General features: G+C 65.5%; 13 protein-coding genes. 11 read left to right on the top strand and 2 right to left on the bottom strand.

Features of this window, described 5'->3' with window-relative positions; all coding sequences use genetic code 11:
• Positions 1 to 86 precede the first annotated feature (86 nt).
• The 8 genes from ACVINW_RS36000 to ACVINW_RS35965 all read left to right on the top strand — a co-directional run bounded on the left by ACVINW_RS36000 (position 87) and on the right by ACVINW_RS35965 (position 11,087).
• Complete coding sequence (locus ACVINW_RS36000) at positions 87 to 2,219, top strand: ABC transporter permease (RefSeq protein WP_456755675.1); 2,133 nt, start codon at positions 87 to 89, stop codon at positions 2,217 to 2,219.
• Positions 2,219 to 3,340 carry an SMP-30/gluconolactonase/LRE family protein gene (locus ACVINW_RS35995; RefSeq protein ID WP_456755674.1) on the top strand — a complete coding sequence of 374 codons (1,122 nt, stop codon included), beginning with the start codon at positions 2,219 to 2,221 and terminating at the stop codon, positions 3,338 to 3,340. Before ACVINW_RS36000 ends, ACVINW_RS35995 begins: the two co-directional genes overlap by 1 nt.
• On the top strand, positions 3,337 to 4,875 hold the full coding sequence (locus tag ACVINW_RS35990) for a sugar ABC transporter ATP-binding protein (protein WP_456755673.1): 1,539 nt from the start codon (positions 3,337 to 3,339) through the stop codon (positions 4,873 to 4,875). Before ACVINW_RS35995 ends, ACVINW_RS35990 begins: the two co-directional genes overlap by 4 nt.
• A 344-nt stretch (positions 4,876 to 5,219) precedes the next feature.
• Positions 5,220 to 7,535, top strand: a complete 2,316-nt coding sequence (locus ACVINW_RS35985) for a bifunctional salicylyl-CoA 5-hydroxylase/oxidoreductase (RefSeq protein ID WP_456755672.1) — start codon at positions 5,220 to 5,222, stop codon at positions 7,533 to 7,535.
• Positions 7,532 to 8,311: an SDR family NAD(P)-dependent oxidoreductase gene (locus ACVINW_RS35980; protein WP_456755671.1), complete on the top strand. Its 780-nt coding sequence runs from the start codon at positions 7,532 to 7,534 to the stop codon at positions 8,309 to 8,311. The genes ACVINW_RS35985 and ACVINW_RS35980 overlap by 4 nt, the downstream gene beginning before the upstream one ends.
• Before the next feature lie 11 nt (positions 8,312 to 8,322).
• Positions 8,323 to 9,162, top strand: a complete 840-nt coding sequence (locus ACVINW_RS35975) for an enoyl-CoA hydratase family protein (RefSeq protein WP_456755670.1) — start codon at positions 8,323 to 8,325, stop codon at positions 9,160 to 9,162.
• Position 9,163: 1 nt separating this feature from the next.
• Entirely contained in the window at positions 9,164 to 9,559 is a 396-nt protein-coding gene (locus ACVINW_RS35970; protein ID WP_456755669.1) for a RidA family protein, read from the top strand.
• A gap of 286 nt (positions 9,560 to 9,845) precedes the next feature.
• Entirely contained in the window at positions 9,846 to 11,087 is a 1,242-nt protein-coding gene (locus tag ACVINW_RS35965) for a flavin-dependent oxidoreductase (RefSeq protein ID WP_456755668.1), read from the top strand.
• 528 nt (positions 11,088 to 11,615) lie between these two features.
• Here the strand turns inward: ACVINW_RS35965 and ACVINW_RS35960 are convergent.
• Both ACVINW_RS35960 and ACVINW_RS35955 read right to left on the bottom strand, forming a co-directional pair.
• Positions 11,616 to 12,068, bottom strand: a complete 453-nt coding sequence (locus tag ACVINW_RS35960; RefSeq protein ID WP_456755667.1) for a cupin domain-containing protein — start codon at positions 12,066 to 12,068, stop codon at positions 11,616 to 11,618.
• A gap of 21 nt (positions 12,069 to 12,089) precedes the next feature.
• Positions 12,090 to 13,256 (bottom strand): ABC transporter substrate-binding protein, encoded by a 1,167-nt coding sequence (locus tag ACVINW_RS35955; protein ID WP_456755666.1) that lies wholly within the window; start codon positions 13,254 to 13,256, stop codon positions 12,090 to 12,092.
• Positions 13,257 to 13,534: 278 nt separating this feature from the next.
• Between ACVINW_RS35955 and ACVINW_RS35950 the strand changes: the two genes are divergently transcribed.
• The 3 genes from ACVINW_RS35950 (at position 13,535) to ACVINW_RS35940 (ending at position 16,634) form a co-directional block, all read left to right on the top strand.
• On the top strand, positions 13,535 to 14,029 hold the full coding sequence (locus ACVINW_RS35950; protein ID WP_029080721.1) for a MarR family winged helix-turn-helix transcriptional regulator: 495 nt from the start codon (positions 13,535 to 13,537) through the stop codon (positions 14,027 to 14,029).
• A gap of 3 nt (positions 14,030 to 14,032) precedes the next feature.
• The gene (locus ACVINW_RS35945) at positions 14,033 to 14,848 is read left to right on the top strand and encodes an alpha/beta hydrolase (RefSeq protein WP_456755665.1); all 816 of its coding nucleotides are present in this window, start codon (positions 14,033 to 14,035) and stop codon (positions 14,846 to 14,848) included.
• A gap of 142 nt (positions 14,849 to 14,990) precedes the next feature.
• The gene (locus ACVINW_RS35940; RefSeq protein ID WP_456755664.1) at positions 14,991 to 16,634 is read left to right on the top strand and encodes a benzoate-CoA ligase family protein; all 1,644 of its coding nucleotides are present in this window, start codon (positions 14,991 to 14,993) and stop codon (positions 16,632 to 16,634) included.
• Position 16,635: the final 1 nt, after the last annotated feature.

Raw genomic sequence — 16,635 nt, 5'->3', positions numbered from 1 at the left:
CCGGCTGATCAAAGCACGATCCGGAAAGCCGGGAGCCGGTTTTCCGCAAGATCATGCTCAATCAAGAAGAGTGGTTGACGATGTCGATGGCTGTCGATTCCCTTGCCGCATCGGTGCGGCGGTTCTCACCCCGGCTGCTGCTGTCGGAGCTGTTGCTGAAACAGTGGTTCGAGCCGGTCGTGCCCTTCACCGTGATGATCGGGCTGTGGGCCTATTTCGCGCTCACCATTCCCGACTACGCCTCGGTGCAGAACTCGGTATCGCTGCTGCGGCTGTTCGCCGAATTCGGTTTCGTCGCGCTGGCGATGGGCTTCTGCCTTGTCACCGGCGGCATCGACCTGTCGGTCGGCGCGATCTTCGCGCTGTGCAATTTCGCCGCGCTGTATTTCCTGCTGGTGCGCGAATGGCCGGTCGGCCTTGCGGTGCCGGCGACGCTCCTGGTCGGCGCGCTGCTCGGCAGCATCAACGGCTTCCTGATCGGCTTCCTGAAGACGCGGCCGTTCCTGACCACGCTGGTGACGCTGATCATCCTGCGCGCCTCGGTCAACCTGCTCAACACCTCTTATGCCCAGGTGTTCGCGACCAACTCGATCGACAGCGACGCCTGGGACTTCGTCGGGGGCGGCAGCGTGCTCGGCATCCCCGTCAACGCGGCGACGCTGTTCGTGGTGCTCCTGATCTGCCACATCTTCCTGTCGCGCTCGCGCTATGGCTGGCATCTCACCGCGATCGGCGCCAGCCGCAAGGCGGCGCGCCATGCCGGCATCCGCGTCAGGTTGATGCTGTTCATGACCTATGTGCTGTCGGGCACGCTGTGCGCGGCGAGCGGCATCTTCTACGCGGCACGGCAGGCCTCGACGGATTCCACCACCGGCGTCGGCTGGGAATTCCAGGCGCTGACCGCGGTGGTGCTCGGCGGCGTGTCGCTGGCCGGCGGCAAGGGCACGGTGTGGCGGGCGATGATCGGCGCACTGATCATCTTCCTCCTCATCAACGGCCTGGTGCGGATGGGCATCCCGGGCTACGTCACCTCGGCGGTGACCGGCATGATCCTGCTCGCCGCCGTCGGCATCGACGTCAAATGGTCGAAGAACCGCGGCAAGGCGATCCAGAAGATCTATGTCAATCCGGCCTTCGTTCCGCTGGCCTCGGCGCCCGCGGTGCAGCCCGGCGCGGCGTCGCCCTACGCGCAGAACGACCGGCTGATCAACGCGCAGGCGATCGGCGTCGACCAGGTCGAAGGGCCCGAGGATGTCATCCTCGATCGCCAGGGCCGGCTCTACGGCTCGACCCGCGACGGCAATGTGATCCGCTTCTCCGGGCCGAACTTCGAGACCCGCGAGGTGTTCGCCCATATCGGCGGCCGGCCGCTCGGCATGCAGTTCGACCGCGACGAGAACCTGATCGTCGCCGTGGCCGGCATGGGCGTCTACGGCGTCGCGCCCGACGGCCGCATCTTCAAGGTCACCGACGAGACCAACCGCACCTGGTACAAGCTGAACGACGACTCTCGCCTGCGCATGGCTGACGATCTCGACATCGCGCCCGACGGCAAGATCTATTTCAGCGACTGCACCACACGCTACGAGATGACCACCAACACCCTCGACATCCTCGAGGGCCGGCCGAACGGCCGCGTGGTCTGTTACGACCCCGCGACCAAGACCACGCGGACGGTGATCAACCACTTCTATTTCCCGAACGGGATCTGCGTCTCCCATGACGGCAAGTCGATCCTGATCGCGTCGACCTCGCTCTGCAAGGTGTTCCGGCACTGGATCGACGGCCCGAACAAGGGCAAGACCGAGGTGCTGATCGATGAGCTGCCGGGCAACCCGGACAACATCAACCGCGCCTCCGACGGCACCTACTGGCTGGCGCTGGTCGGTATCCGCACGCCGACCTTCGATCTGTCGTGCCGCAAGCCCGGATTCCGGCTGCGCATGGTCAAGCAGGTGCCGACCGACGAGTGGCTGGCACCGGCGCTCAACCATGGCTGCGTACTCAAGTTCAACGAGCAGGGCGAGGCGCTGGAATCCTGGTGGGACCCGACCGGCATCTCGCATTCGACCCTGACCTCGATGCGCGAGCACAAGGGCTACCTCTATCTCGGCGGGCTCGAGAACAACCGGATCGGCCGCATCAAGCTCGACGGCGTCGACGACAGTTGGACCGGCTACGACGCGTATTGGGGCGCAAAGAGCAGGGTGACGACATAATGGGATTCTTCGATCATCTGCTGCGCGACATCCGCAGCGTCATCGATCGCGACGGCGGCCAGAACGCGATCCCGCCGCTCGACGGTGCGCTTAGCCCGAACGACCGGCTCGATTCCGCTGTGCCGATCGGCGAGCCGCTGTCCGGCGTCGACGACGTCATCGCCGCCGGCGACGATGCGGTCTATGTGTCCGCCGGCCGGCGGGTGCTGAAGCTCAGCGGCGCGGATTTCTCGACACGCACGCTCGTTGCCGAGTTCGAGGACGATGCCGGCGGGCTCGCATTGCATCCGGACGGCCGCCTGCTGGTGTGCGTCGCGGGCAGGGGCCTTGCCGCGATCGATCCGGCCAAGCCCGCGCCGCGCTGGCTGGAGTCGGCCGGCGGCAGCGCGCTCACAGGATTGCTGTCCGTCACAGCCGCACCCGATGGCCGCATCTATGCCGTCGAAGGCAGCGCCGGCCGCCGTCCGGGCGAGTGGCGGCACGATCTGATGGAGAAACGCGCCGCTGGCCGCCTGATCAGCTGCGGCGCCGGTCTCGACAATCCGCAGGTGCTGCTGCGCGATCTGCCGTACCCCTATGGCGTGATGGTGTCCGCGGACGGCAACAGCCTGTGGCTCACCGAGAGCTGGGCGCATCGCCTCAGCCGGTTCGCGCTCGGCGGCAACGGCCTTGGTCCGCGCGAGATCGTCGCGACCAACATGCCGGGCTATCCGGCGCGGCTGCATCCGGACGGCCATGGCGGCTTGCTGCTCGGCATGTTCGCCCGCCGCACCCATCTGATCGAGTTCGTGCTCAAGGAAGACGATTTCCGCGAGGAGATGATGGCGACGATGCCGCCCGACTACTGGGTGGCGCCGGCACTGGCCGGCGGCAGCGATTGCCTGGAGCCGATGCAGATCGGCAGCGTCAAGGCGCTCGGCATCCAGAAGCCGTGGGCGCCGCCGCGCTCCTACGGCCTGCTGGTGCATCTCGACGCCGAAGGCGATGCGGTCGACAGCCTGCATAGCCGCGCCGGCGGCCGCTTTCACGGCATCAGCGCCGCCTGCGCCACGCCCGCCGGCATCGTGATCGCCGCGCGCGGCGCGGGGCGCCTGCTGCGCTACACGGGAGACCTGCGATGAATGACGGTGTGATGCAGGCAACGCCCGCGCCTCAATCGGCAACCCGCGAGCCGGTGCTGCGGATCTCGAACGGCTCCAAGATCTATGGCGGCGTCCACGCCATCGAGGGCGTCAACTTTGATCTCTATCCCGGCGAGGTGCATGCGCTGGTCGGCGAGAACGGCGCCGGCAAGTCGACGCTGTGCAAGGCGATCGCCGGCGCGATCAACCTGACCTCCGGCGACTATCTGCTCGACGGCAAGCCCGCCAATTTCGAGCAGCCGCGCGACGCGCTCAATGCCGGCATCTGCATGGTCTATCAGGAGACCAGCCTGGTGCCGACCATGACCGCGGCGCAGAACATCGAGCTCGGCAACGAGAAGCTCTTGACGCGTTTCCGGACGCTGAACATCCAGGCCCAGCAGCTGTTGCAGTCGCTCAATTTCCATGTCGATCCGGCGACGCCCGTGGCGCTGCTCGGCACCGCCAAGAAGCAGATGGTGGAGATCGCCCGCGCAATCTACAACAAGGCCCGCATCATCATCTTCGACGAGCCGACCGCGTCGCTGACGCCGGAGGAGATCGTCCACTTTTTCCACCTGGTGCGCGACCTGCGTGCCCGCGGCGTCTCGATCATCTATATCTCGCATGCGCTGGAAGAGTCGCTGCAGATCGCAGACCGCATTACCGTGCTGCGCGACGGCAAGCTGGTGATTACGGCGCCCGCCAGGCAGCTGACGCGTGATGCGCTGGTGCAGCACATGGTCGGCCGCGAGGTGGCGCAGGCGGTCTATGGCGGCAAGGCCAAGACCCATCAGCGCCGCGAGAAGGTCTTGACGGTCGAGAACGTCACCATGGGCATGGCGGTCAAGAACATGTCGTTCTCGATCTATGCCGGCGAGGTGGTCGGCATCGCCGGCCTGATCGGCTCCGGCCGCACCGAGATCGCCAAGATCGTGTACGGCGCGCTGAAGCGCAATCTGGTCAATGGCGGCACCATCCGGCTGCGCGGCAAACCGATCCGCTACCGCGTGCCGCGGCAGGCGATCAACGACGGCATCGCCTACATCACCGAGGACCGCAAGGCCAACGGCTTCTTCGAGACCATGGTGGTCGACGACAACGTCTATATCGGCAGCCTGGCCACGCGAAAGGGCTGGAGCTTCCTGCTGTCGCGCGCCAGGCGCAGCAAGCTCGCCAACTACTGGGTCGACCGGCTGAAGATCAGCGCGTTGCAGCGCAAGGCCCGGATCATCGAGCTGTCAGGCGGCAACCAGCAGAAGGTGGTGCTGGCCAAGACGCTGGTGCAGGAACCCTCGATCATCTTCTTCGACGAGCCGACGCGAGGCGTCGATGTCGGCACCATCCCGCACATCCACAGTGAAATCCGCCGCCTCGCCGACGAGGGCAAGGCGGTGGTGGTGATCTCGTCCTACCTGCCGGAGATCCTCGCCGTCTCCGACCGCATCCTGGTCGCCCGCACCGGCCGCATCGTCGCCGAGTTCGACGCTGCGGATGCGACCCAGGACAAGATCCTGTACGCCGCGGTGCATTGAAGGCCGCGACGCTCGGCCTTTCCCCATCGTCATTCCCAGGTGCGCAATTGCGCACCTGAGGGGCGTGCGAAGCACGAGCCCGGAAACCATTCGGCCGCGCATGATGCGGCCTGATGGATTCCGGGCTCAGCCCTTCGGGCTGCCCCGGAATGACGAGTGGATGGTGCCAGTCGCCCCATATTCGGCGTCGTCCCTGCCTAGTGCGCAATTGCGCACTAGGCAGGGACGACAGCTGGGGGCGCGGCCCATCCCGCCCTTGACAATTATTTTAAGTATAAAATAATATGCCGTATCGGCCGAAGGGAGGATGCCTGCCCGGCCGCCGAAGCCAACGGGAGAACGCCATGCGGATCGTGTGCATTGGAGGCGGGCCGGCCGGGCTTTATTTCGGCATCCTGATGAAGATGCTGGACCCCACCCACGTGATTTCCGTGGTCGAGCGCAACCGGCCCTACGACACGTTCGGCTTCGGCGTGGTGTTCTCGGATGCGACCATGGACAACATGCGCAAATGGGATCCGGTCACATCAGACACGATCGAGCAGGCCTTCAACCATTGGGACGACATCGAGGTCCTGATCAAGGGCCGCCGCATGCGCACCACCGGACACGGCTTCGTGGGCATCGGCCGCAAGCGGCTGCTCAACATCCTGCAAGCGCGGGCCGAGGAGCTCGGGGTCGAACTGATCTTCGAGCGCGAGGTGAATTCCGATCTCGAATTCCCTGATGCGGACCTGATCGTGGCGTGCGACGGCGTCAACTCGAAGATCCGCGCCAAGTACGTCGAGGGGTTCCAGCCCGATATGCTGATGCGGCCGAACCGCTACATTTGGCTCGGCACCAACCGGCCCTTCGACGCCTTCACCTTCGACTTCCGCAAGACCGAGCACGGCTGGTTCCAGGCGCATATCTACAAGTTCGAGGAGGGCGCGGCGACCTTCATCGTCGAGACCACCGAGGAGGCGTATCTCGCCCACGGCCTCGACAGGATGGAGCAGGGCGATTCCATCGCGTTCTGCGAGAACGTGTTCAGTGAAGTCCTCGAGGGGCATCATCTGGTCTCCAACGCGCGGCATCTGCGCGGCTCGGCCTGGCTGTCATTCCCGCGGCTGATCTGCGGCAAGTGGACCACGTTCAACGGCAATAGCCATGTCGTGCTGATGGGCGATGCCGCCCACACCGCGCATTTCGCGATCGGCTCGGGCACCAAGCTGGCGCTGGAGGATGCGATCGAGCTCACCAACCAGTTCAAGATCCACGGCGCGACCAAGGACAGTATTCCCGGCGTGCTGAAGGCTTACGAGGAGCTGCGCCGGGTCGACGTGGCGCGGATCCAGAATGCCGCACGCAACGCCATGGAGTGGTTCGAGGTGGTCGGCTCGCGCTATGCCGACACGCTGGAGCCCGAGCAGTTCATGTATTCGCTGCTGACCCGCTCGCAGCGCATCAGCCACGAGAACCTAAGGCTGCGCGACAAGACCTGGCTCGAAGGCTACGAGCGCTGGTTCGCGGAGCGCAATGGCGTGCCCGCCACCAACGACCGCGTCACGCCGCCGATGCTGACGCCGTTCCACATCCGCGGCCTGTCGCTGCACAACCGGATCATCGTCTCGCCGATGGCGATGTATTCGGCCGAGGAGGGCGTTCCGAACGATTTCCATCTGGTGCATTTCGGCTCCCGCGCGCTCGGCGGCGCCGGCCTGTTGTTCACCGAAATGACCTGCGTCTCGCCGGAGGCCCGGATCACACCCGGCTGCTGCGGCCTGTGGAACGAGGAGCAGGCGGCCGCCTACAAGCGCATCGTCGACTTCGTGCATCGTAATTCAAATGCGAAGATCGGCATCCAGCTCGGCCACGCCGGCCGCAAGGGCTCGACCCGCGTCGCCTGGGAGGGCATGGACGAGCCCTTGCCCGACCACAACTGGCCGCTGGTGTCGGCCTCGTCAGTGCCATATCTGCCCGACGGCCAGATCCCGGAGCCAATGAGCCGCGCCGAGATGGACGAGGTGCGCGAGCAGTTCGTCGCGGCGGCGATGCGCGCCGCGAGTGCGGGTTTCGACATTCTGGAGCTGCACTGCGCCCACGGCTATCTGCTGTCGAGTTTCCTGTCGCCGCTGACCAACCGCCGCAGCGACGACTATGGCGGATCGATCGAGAACCGGGCGCGTTATCCGCTGGAAGTGTTCCGCGCCGTCCGTGCGGTGTGGCCTGAGGACAAGCCGATGTCGGTGCGCCTGTCCTGTCACGACTGGGCCGAGGGCGGCAACACGCCCGAGGATGCGCTGGCTTTCGCAAAGCTGTTCAAGGCAGCCGGCGCCGACCTGATCGATTGCTCCTCGGGGCAGGTCTGGGCCGACGACCATCCGGTCTATGGCCGGCTCTATCAGACGCCGTTCGCCGACAAGATCCGCAACGAGGTCGGCATCGCCACCATCGCGGTCGGCGCGATCTCGGAGGCGGACCACGCCAACTCGATCATCGCCGCCGGCCGCGCCGATCTCTGCGCCATCGCCCGGCCGCATCTCGCCGATCCGGCCTGGACGCTGCATGAGGCCGCCAAGATCGGCGTCAAGCAAGTCGCCTGGCCGAAACAATATCTGTCGGGCAAGGCGCAATACGAGGCCAATCTCGAACGCGCCGCAGCGGGAGGCAAGGCATGACACGGTTCTGGCCCAACGCCCATGCGCTGGTCACCGGTGCCGGTTCCGGCATCGGCGCCGCGACGGCGATCGCGCTGGCAAAAGCCGGCGTGCGCGTCAGCATCGCCGGACGCCGGATCGATGCACTGAAGGCGACGGCCGCATCGCTCGGCCAGCAGGCCGGTGCCGCCGTTTCGCTCGACGTGACGGATGAATCTGCTGTGGCCAAAGGTGTCGCGCAGATCGAGGCCCAGGCCGGCCCGATCGATATCCTCGTCAACAATGCCGGCAAGGCCGGCAGCGCGCCGTTCGACAAGACCAGCGCGGCGCTGTGGGCCGACATGCTGGCGAGCAATCTCTCCAGCGTGTTCCTGGTGACGCAGGCCGTGCTGCCCGGAATGGCGCAGCGCGGCCGCGGCCGGGTGATCAACGTGGCCTCGACCGCGGGTCTCACCGGCTATGCCTATGTCTCGGCCTATGTCGCCGCCAAGCACGGCGTCATCGGGCTGACGCGCTCGCTGGCGCTGGAATATGCCCGGCGCGGCGTCACCGTGAATGCGGTCTGCCCAGGTTACACCGACACGCCGCTGGTGGCGGACGCCGCCGCCAATATCGTCGCCAAGACCGGGCGCAGTGAACAGGAAGCCCGCGCCGCGCTCGCCAAAGTCAATCCGATGCAGCGGCTGGTGACGCCGGAAGAGGTCGCCGACAGCATCCTCTGGCTTGCCTCCGAGGGCGCATCGTCAATCAACGGACAAGCCGTCGCGGTTGCCGGCGGCGAAGTCTTTACCGGGTGAAGGAAGCCATCATGTCCGAGATGAAAGCAAAGCTCCGTCCGTTCAGGGATTATCCCGCAAAGCACTTCCGCTGGTCGACGGACGCGAGCGGTCGCGTTGCGACCATCACGCTGAACCGGCCGGACAAGAAGAACCCGCTGACCTTCGAGTCCTACGAGGAGCTGCGCGACCTCTTCACCAACCTCAAATATGCCTCCGATGTCCGCGCCATCGTGCTGACCGGCGCCGAGGGCAATTTCTGCTCCGGCGGCGACGTGTTCGAGATCATCGAGCCGTTGACACGGATGGCGATGCCGGACCTGCTCGCCTTCACCCGGATGACCGGCGAGGTGGTGCGCGCGATGCGCAAATGTCCGCAGATCATCGTCGCCGCGATCGACGGCATCTGCGCCGGCGCGGGCGCAATGCTGGCGCTGGCATCCGACCTGCGGCTGGCGACGCCCCAGGCCAAGACCGCCTTCCTGTTCACCCGCGTCGGCCTTGCCGGCGCAGACATGGGCGCCTGCGGATTGTTGCCGCGGGTGATCGGGCAGGGCCATGCCGCCGATCTGCTCTATACGGGCCGCGCGATGAGCGCCGACGAAGGTTTTGCGTGGGGCTTCCACAACCGCCTGGTGCCGCCGGCGGAGCTTGCCGCCGCCGCGCAGGAATTGGCGCGCTCGCTTGCGGACGGGCCGTGGTTCGCGCATGGCGTGACGAAAACGATGTTCAACCAGGAATGGGCGATGGGCGTCGACGAGATGATCGAGTCCGAAGCGCAGGCGCAGGCGATCTGCATGGTGACCGGCGATTTCCGCCGCGCCTTCGAGGCCTTCGCCGCCAAGCGGAAACCCGCCTTCGAGGGCAATTGAGATGATCGAGATCCTGCAACCGGAAGGGTGGTCGAAGCCGATCGGCTACGCCAACGGCATGGCCGCGCGCGGCAAACAGATCTTTATCGCCGGCCAGATCGGCTGGAACGGACAATGCGTGTTCGAGACCGACGATCTCGTGGCGCAGATCGGCCAGACCCTGCGCAACATCGTCGCGGTTGCCGCCGCCGGCGGCGCCGGGCCGGAGCACATCGTGTCGATGACCTGGTTTCTGCTCGACCGCAAGGAATATTCCGCGCGGCTGAAGGAGATCGGCACGGTCTATCGCGACGTGATCGGCCGGCGCTTTCCGGCGATGACCGCGATCCAGGTTGCCGGCCTGATCGAGGACCGCGCCAAGGTGGAAATCCAGGCAATTGCGGTGGTGCCGGATTGATGAGAGCGCCGCGATTGCCAAACCCGTCATCCTGAGGAGCGCGGAACGCGCGTCTCGAAGGATGCACGGCCCGGGTGGTGGCCGTCGACCCTTCGAGACGCCGCGCAAGCGCGGCTCCTCAGGGTGACGGGGAAAGAAAGGAATCCGCTGAGCCGATGTTAATCCTAAGGCGAACCGACACGGCTCAACCGAGGGGCAAGGCCACAAACCCGCTTGCGGCCGGGCAACGGGCCATGCGACCCTAGGCCAAGCGTAAAACGTCCTGTTGTGAGTGGAGTAAGGGACGATGAAGGCGATTATCGTCGGAGGCGGAATCGGAGGCCTCACCACTGCGTTGATGCTGCGCTCGCGCGGCATTGCTTGCGAGCTGTACGAGCAGTCGGAGACGATCCGCGAACTCGGCGTCGGCATCAACACGCTGCCGCATGCGATCCGCGAGCTGGCAGGACTCGGTCTGCTCGACAAGCTCGACGAGGTCGCGATCCGCACCTTTGAGCTGTTCTATCTGACGCGGCATGGCCAGCAGGTCTGGCACGAGAAGCGCGGCCTCGATGCCGGCCACGAGGTGCCGCAATTTTCGATCCATCGTGGCCGCCTGCAAGGCGTGATCCATCAAGCGGTGATCGAGCGGCTCGGCACCGACGCGATCCGCACCGGCTGTCGGCTCGGCTCCTTCACGCAGGACGAGGGCGGCGTCTCGGCGTATTTCTTCGATCGCAGCGGGGCGCATGTGCACACGGCGCGCGGCGATATCCTGATCGGCGCCGACGGCATCCATTCCAAGGTGCGGCAAACGCTGTTTCCGGACGAGGGCGGGCCGTGCTGGAACGGGCTGATGCTGTGGCGCGGCGCCACCGACTGGCCGGCGTTCCTGACCGGACGTTCGATGATCATCGCCGGCGGGCTGAACGCCAAGGCCGTGATCTATCCGATCGCACCGGGTTCGAGCCCGGCGAGCCGTCTCACCAACTGGGCGGTGCTGGTGCGGATCGGTGACGGCACCTCGCCGCCGCCGCGCCGCGAAGGCTGGTCCAATCTCGGCCGGCGCGACGAGATGATGCCCTATGTCACCGGTTTCACGATTCCGCAGGTCGACTTCGCCGGCCTGATCAACGCAACGCCGGAGTTCTGGGAGTATCCGTGCTGCGACCGCGATCCCTTGCCCTATTGGTCGAGCGGCCGGGTCACGCTGCTTGGCGATGCCGCGCATCCGATGTATCCGGTGGGCTCGAACGGCGCCTCGCAGGCCATTCTCGATGCGCGCTGCCTTGCCGACATGCTGGCGCGATCGGAGCATCCGCGCCAGGCGCTGGCGGCCTATGAGCGGCAGCGGCTGCCGATGACCGCCGACATCGTCGCCTCCAATCGACGCGGCGGGCCGGAGGGCGTGATCGACGCCGTCGAGCAGCTCGCGCCGCAGGGCTTCACCGATGTCGACACCATCCTCAATTACGAAGCGCGCGAGGCGATCGTGCGCGGCTACGCCGCTAAGGCCGGCTTCGCCGCGCGCGTGGTGGCGCGGCAGTAGGGACGCCGGAACGAGCAGCCTCGGAGCAGCGACTGCTACTCTTCGTAGTGAGGAGGCAATGTCCAACCCGTCACCCTGATGAGCGCGAAGCGCATCTCGAAGGGTCGACGGCCACCGGCGGGGCCGTGCATCCTTCGAGACGCCGCTTCGCGGCTCCTCAGGATGACGGAGAGGAGCTGGCTTTGCCGCGCGCGTGGTGGCTCGGCAGTAGGGACGCCGGAACGAGAGCAGCCTCGGAGCAGGAGCTGCCACCCCTCGTGGTGAGCGGCAACGTCCGATCCATCACCCTGAGAGGATGTGAAGCTTTCACCGCCGTCATTGCGAGGAGCGGTAGCGACGAAGCAATCCATGCTTCCGCGTGTGCCGCGCGATGGATTGCTTCGCTGCGCTCGCAATGACGAAGATTGACCCGTCACCCTGAGGAGCGCGAAGCGCGTCTCGAAGGGTCGACGGCCACCGGCGGGCCGTGCATCCTTCGAGACGCCGCTTCGCGCTCCTCAGGATGACGGAGTGAGGCCGGCGCCTTCGTTACGCCGGAGGCGGCGGCAGGAAGTGGATGTTGTGCTCGGCGGCGAGCCGCACCACGTCGTCCGGGTTCTGCTCCTTCATGTTGTGGATCGCCCAGAACAGGTCGTAGAGCCTCCGCGTCGGCGACACCCAGAACAGCGTCTTGGCCGGCTGCGCCGACTTGTTGAAGATGCCGTGCGGCTTGCCCATCGGCAGCCGCACCAGATCGCCAGGCGTGGCGGATTCATCGGCGCCGTCGAGCATGAAGTCGAGCTTGCCCTCGAGGATGTAGAGATACTCGTCCTGGTCGGGATGGATATGCGGCGGCACGAAGGTGCCCGGCGGGAAAGTGGCGTGCCAGGAGAAGGAATGCTCGGTGCGGCTCTTCGGCACGTAGGTCTGGCCGAGGATGCTCCAGGAAATACCCTGCATGCCCTCATTGGCGCGGGTGATGCCGGCGATCTCGTCTTTCATGGCTGTCGTTTCTCCTGTGATTTACTTGGCGGCGCAGTCCTTGGCGTAACGGTCGCCGTAGTTCGAAAACACCTTTTCGACGATCTCGGTCTGGAATTTGCCGTCCGGCCGCTTGGCGACCTTGGTGAGGTAGAAATCCTGGATCGGATAGCCGTTGTTGTTGAACTTGAAGTTACCGCGCAGCGAGGTGAAGTCGGCCTTCTTCAGTGCGGCGGCGACCGCGTCCTTGTTGGAGAGGTCGCCCTTCACGGCCTTGACCGCGCTGTCGATCAACAGCGCCGCGTCATAGGCCTGCATGGCATAGGTGCCGGGTACGCCGTTATAGGCCGCCTCATAGGCCGCGACGAATTTCTTGCTCTGCGGATTATCGAGGTTGGGCGCCCAGTTGGCGCCGCCGAACATGCCGACCGCGGCGTCCTGCTGCGCGGGCAGGGTAGATTCGTCGACGGTGAAGGCGGACAGCACCGGCACGGTGGCGCCGGCCTGCTTGTACTGCTTGACGAGGTTCACGCCCATGCCGCCCGGCATGAAGGTGAACAGCGCGTCCGGCTTCTGGGCGGCGATCTTGGACAGCTCCGGCTGGAAATCCAGCGTATTCAGCGGCGTGTAGGATTCCTCCGTGATTTCGCCCTTGTAGTCGAGCTTGAAGCCGGCGACCGAGTCGCGGCCGGCCTGATAATTCGGCACCAGCAGGTAGACGCGCTTGTAGCCGCGGTCCTGCGCCACCTTGCCGAGGATCTCGTGCACCTGGTCGTTCTGATAAGACGTCACATAGAAGAACGGATTGCACTCCTTGCCGGCGTAGCTGGAGGGGCCGGCATTCGGGCTGATCAGGAAGGTCTTGCTGTCGGTGACCGGGCGATGGATCGCGAGCAGGATGTTGGAGAAGATCGGGCCGACCACGAAATCGACCTTGTCGCGCTCGAGCAGGCCGCGCACCTTGACCACGGCAGCGTCGGGCTTCAGCTCGTCATCGGCGTTGACGATCTCGACCTCGCGGCCGGCCATCTTGCCGCCGAGATCTTTCACGGCGAGGGCAAAGCCGTCACGAACCTGCTGGCCGAGAGCCGCGGCAGGGCCGGAGGTCGTGACCAGCACGCCGATCTTGATCTTCTCCTGTGCGGATGCCGGGGTCGCCGCAATACCGAGCAGCGCCGCCAATCCCACGAGCTTCGTCAGATGTTTCATGTTTCTCCCCCAAACCGCCGGCCCGATGCCTCGGCCCGCTTTATTTGGCCTCAGCTTAGTCTGACGCGCGCGACCGCCGCAAGCGATGTGACATTGCGTCAGGTTACCAGTAGCGCAACATGCAAGCGCCGCGCCAATTGCTTGAAGTTTAAAGAAATTGCGGGATCGCGCCGGGAGTTCAGGCAAGATTCGCAATTGTCCTTGCGGCGCGTCGCGAATTGCTTGAAGCTCAAAACAACCGGTCCGGCCGGAACCCGCCGCGGAGGCACGATCGCCGCATGATCCTCGATTCCGAAACCAAAGCCGTCGAACTGCCAGACGATCACGGCACCGAGCTCAGGCTGTGGCTGCGGCTCTTGACCTGCACCACGCTGATTGAAGGCGAGGTGCGCAGCCAGTTGCGCGAGAAGTTCGACGTCACGCTGCCGCGCTTCGACCTGATGGCGCAGCTCGACAAGGTGTCCGACGGCATGACGCTGTCGGACCTCTCGAAGCGGATGATGGTCTCCAACGGCAACGTCACCGGGCTGGTCGAGCGTCTGGTTGAGTCAGGCCATCTCGACCGCCGCACCTCGGAGACCGATCGCCGCGTGCAATTCATCCGGCTCACAAAGCTTGGACGGGCCGAATTCCGCAAGATGGCGGCCGAGCACGAGAAATGGATCGCCGATATTTTCGGCGACTTGTCGCCGAAGGACATCCGCGAATTGATGCGGCTGCTCGCCAAGGCCAAGGGCTCGGCCCAGCGCTCCGCCAAGGCAAGGACTGCTTAAGCCGTGAGCGGGATCGATTACGAGGTCGAATACAACAACCGGGCCCGGGTGCCGGAAAACCCGGCGCTGATGGCCGGCTGGGCGAGGGACTCCGCGGCCTATCGCGAGCAGCATCCGCCGCGGCGGCTGAGCTATGGCCCGGGCAGCCGCAACGTCATCGATCTGTTCGAGGACAATGGCGACGGGCCGCTCGTGGTCTTCATCCATGGCGGCTACTGGCAGGCGCTCGACGGCTCGTCGTCGAGCCACTGCGCGCGCGGCCTCAACGGCCACGGCATCGGCGTCGCGGTGCCGAGCTACGATCTTTGCCCCAATGTCTCGGTCGCCGACATCATCGGCGAGATGCGCGCGGCGTGCCGTGAACTTGCAAAACTCCGCCGGCCGCTGGTCGTGTCGGGGCACTCCGCCGGCGGACATCTTGCCGCATGCATGCTGGCGACCGATTGGCCGGCCTATGATGCGACGCTGCCGAACGATCTGGTCAGGGCTGCTTACGCGATCTCCGGCCTGTTCGAGCTCGAGCCGCTGGTCGGCACCTCCATCAATAAGGCGCTCGGCCTTGACCGCGACGCAGCAAGGGCGGTGAGCCCGCTGCTCTGGAAAGCTCCTCCCGGCGCGACGCTCGATGCCGTGGTCGGCGGCGCCGAGAGCGCAGAATATCACCGCCAGAGCCGGACCATCGTCGATGCCTGGGGCGGAGCAGGCGTGACGACGCGGTTCGGCATTGTGCCCGACGCCAATCATTTCACCGCGATCGCGCCGCTCGCCGACCCGGAGTCGGAGATGGTGGCGCGACTGAAGCAGCTTACACAAATCTGAGATTCCAGGGGATCGCAGCTATTCTCCACCCTTGCGCCGAATTATTTTAAGTATAAAATGATTGGCGCTTGGAACGCTGCCGGGCGTCCTCGATACGATGTTGGTCTTTGGCCTTTCTGGATGGAAAGCGAGGGGCAATCGAATGTCAGGTGAATTTCCCGGGCTCGGCCCATCCGGGCATGTCGACGATTTCGCGCGGCGCAACCTGCCGCCATCGGAGCAATGGCCGCAGCTGCTGCTCGACCGGCCGGAGTTCAACTATCCCGACTATCTCAACGCCGCTGTGGAGCTGACCGACCGCATCGTCGAGCAGGGGATGGGCGATCGCATCGCGCTGATCGGCAATGGCCGTCAGCGCACCTACAAGGAACTGACCGACTGGTCGAACCGCCTCGCGCATGCGCTGGTGGAGAATTACGGGGTCAAGCCCGGCAATCGCGTGCTGATCCGCTCCGGCAACAATCCGGCGCTGGTTGCGGCCTGGCTCGCGGCGACCAAGGCCGGCGCCGTCGTCGTCAACACCATGCCGATGCTGCGCGCGGGCGAACTCGCCAAGATCGTCGACAAGGCCGAGATTGCGCTGGCGCTGACCGACAGCCGGATCGCGGACGAGTTGGTGGCCTGCGCCAAGACCAGCAAATTCCTCAAGCAGGTGGTCAATTTCGACGGCACGCAGAACCACGACGCCGAGCTCGACCGGATCGCGCTGAACAAGCCGGTCAAGTTCGATGCGGTGAAGACCGGCCGCGACGACGTCGCGCTGCTCGGCTTCACGTCGGGCACCACGGGCGAACCCAAGGCGACCATGCATTTCCACCGCGATCTCCTGATCGTCGCGGACGGCTATGCGCGGGAAGTGCTGAAGGTGACGCCGGACGATGTGTTCGTCGGCTCGCCACCGCTGGCCTTCACCTTCGGCCTCGGCGGGCTTGCGATCTTTCCGCTGCGCTTCGGCGCCACGGCAACGCTGCTGGAGAACGCGGCACCGAGCGAGATGATCCGGATCATCGAGACCTACAAGGCGACCATCTGCTTCACCGCGCCGACCGCCTATCGGGCGATGATGGCCGCGATGGACAAGGGAGCCGATCTGTCGTCGCTGCGGCTCGCGGTCTCGGCCGGCGAGACGCTGCCGGCACCGGTGTTCGAGAGCTGGACCAGGAAGACCGGCAAGCCGATCCTCGACGGCATCGGCAGCACCGAGCTGCTGCATATCTTCATCACCAACCGCGTGGGCAGCGCTGTCGGCGGCACCACCGGCACACCTGTTGCCGGCTACCAGGCGAAGATCGTCGACGAGGACATGAACGAGCTGCCGCCGGGGCAGGTCGGCAAGCTCGCGGTTCGCGGCCCGACCGGCTGCCGCTATCTCGCGGACTCCCGGCAGACCAAATATGTCCGCGACGGCTGGAATATCACCGGCGATGCCTTTGTCAGCGACGAGAACGGCCGGCTGTCCTTCGTGGCGCGCGCCGACGACATGATCATCTCGGCGGGCTACAACATTGCCGGTCCCGAGGTCGAGGCGGCGCTGCTCGGACATCCCGATGTCGCCGAATGCGCCGTGGTCGGCGCGCCCGACGAGGAGCGCGGGCAGATCGTCTCGGCGTTCATCGTGCTGAAGCAGGGCGCGCGCAACGACGATGCCGAGGTCAAGCTGTTGCAGGATCACGTCAAGGCGACGATCGCGCCTTACAAATATCCCCGCGCGATCGCTTTCGTCGAGACGCTGCCGAAGACCCAGACCGGAAAGATCCAGCGCTTCAGGCTGCGCGAGGCAAGCTGAA

The sequence above is a fragment of the Bradyrhizobium sp. USDA 4461 genome (genome assembly GCF_054055655.1).
Note: the sequence above shows the minus strand (reverse complement) of the source record. Positions and strands in the feature narration are given on the sequence as shown.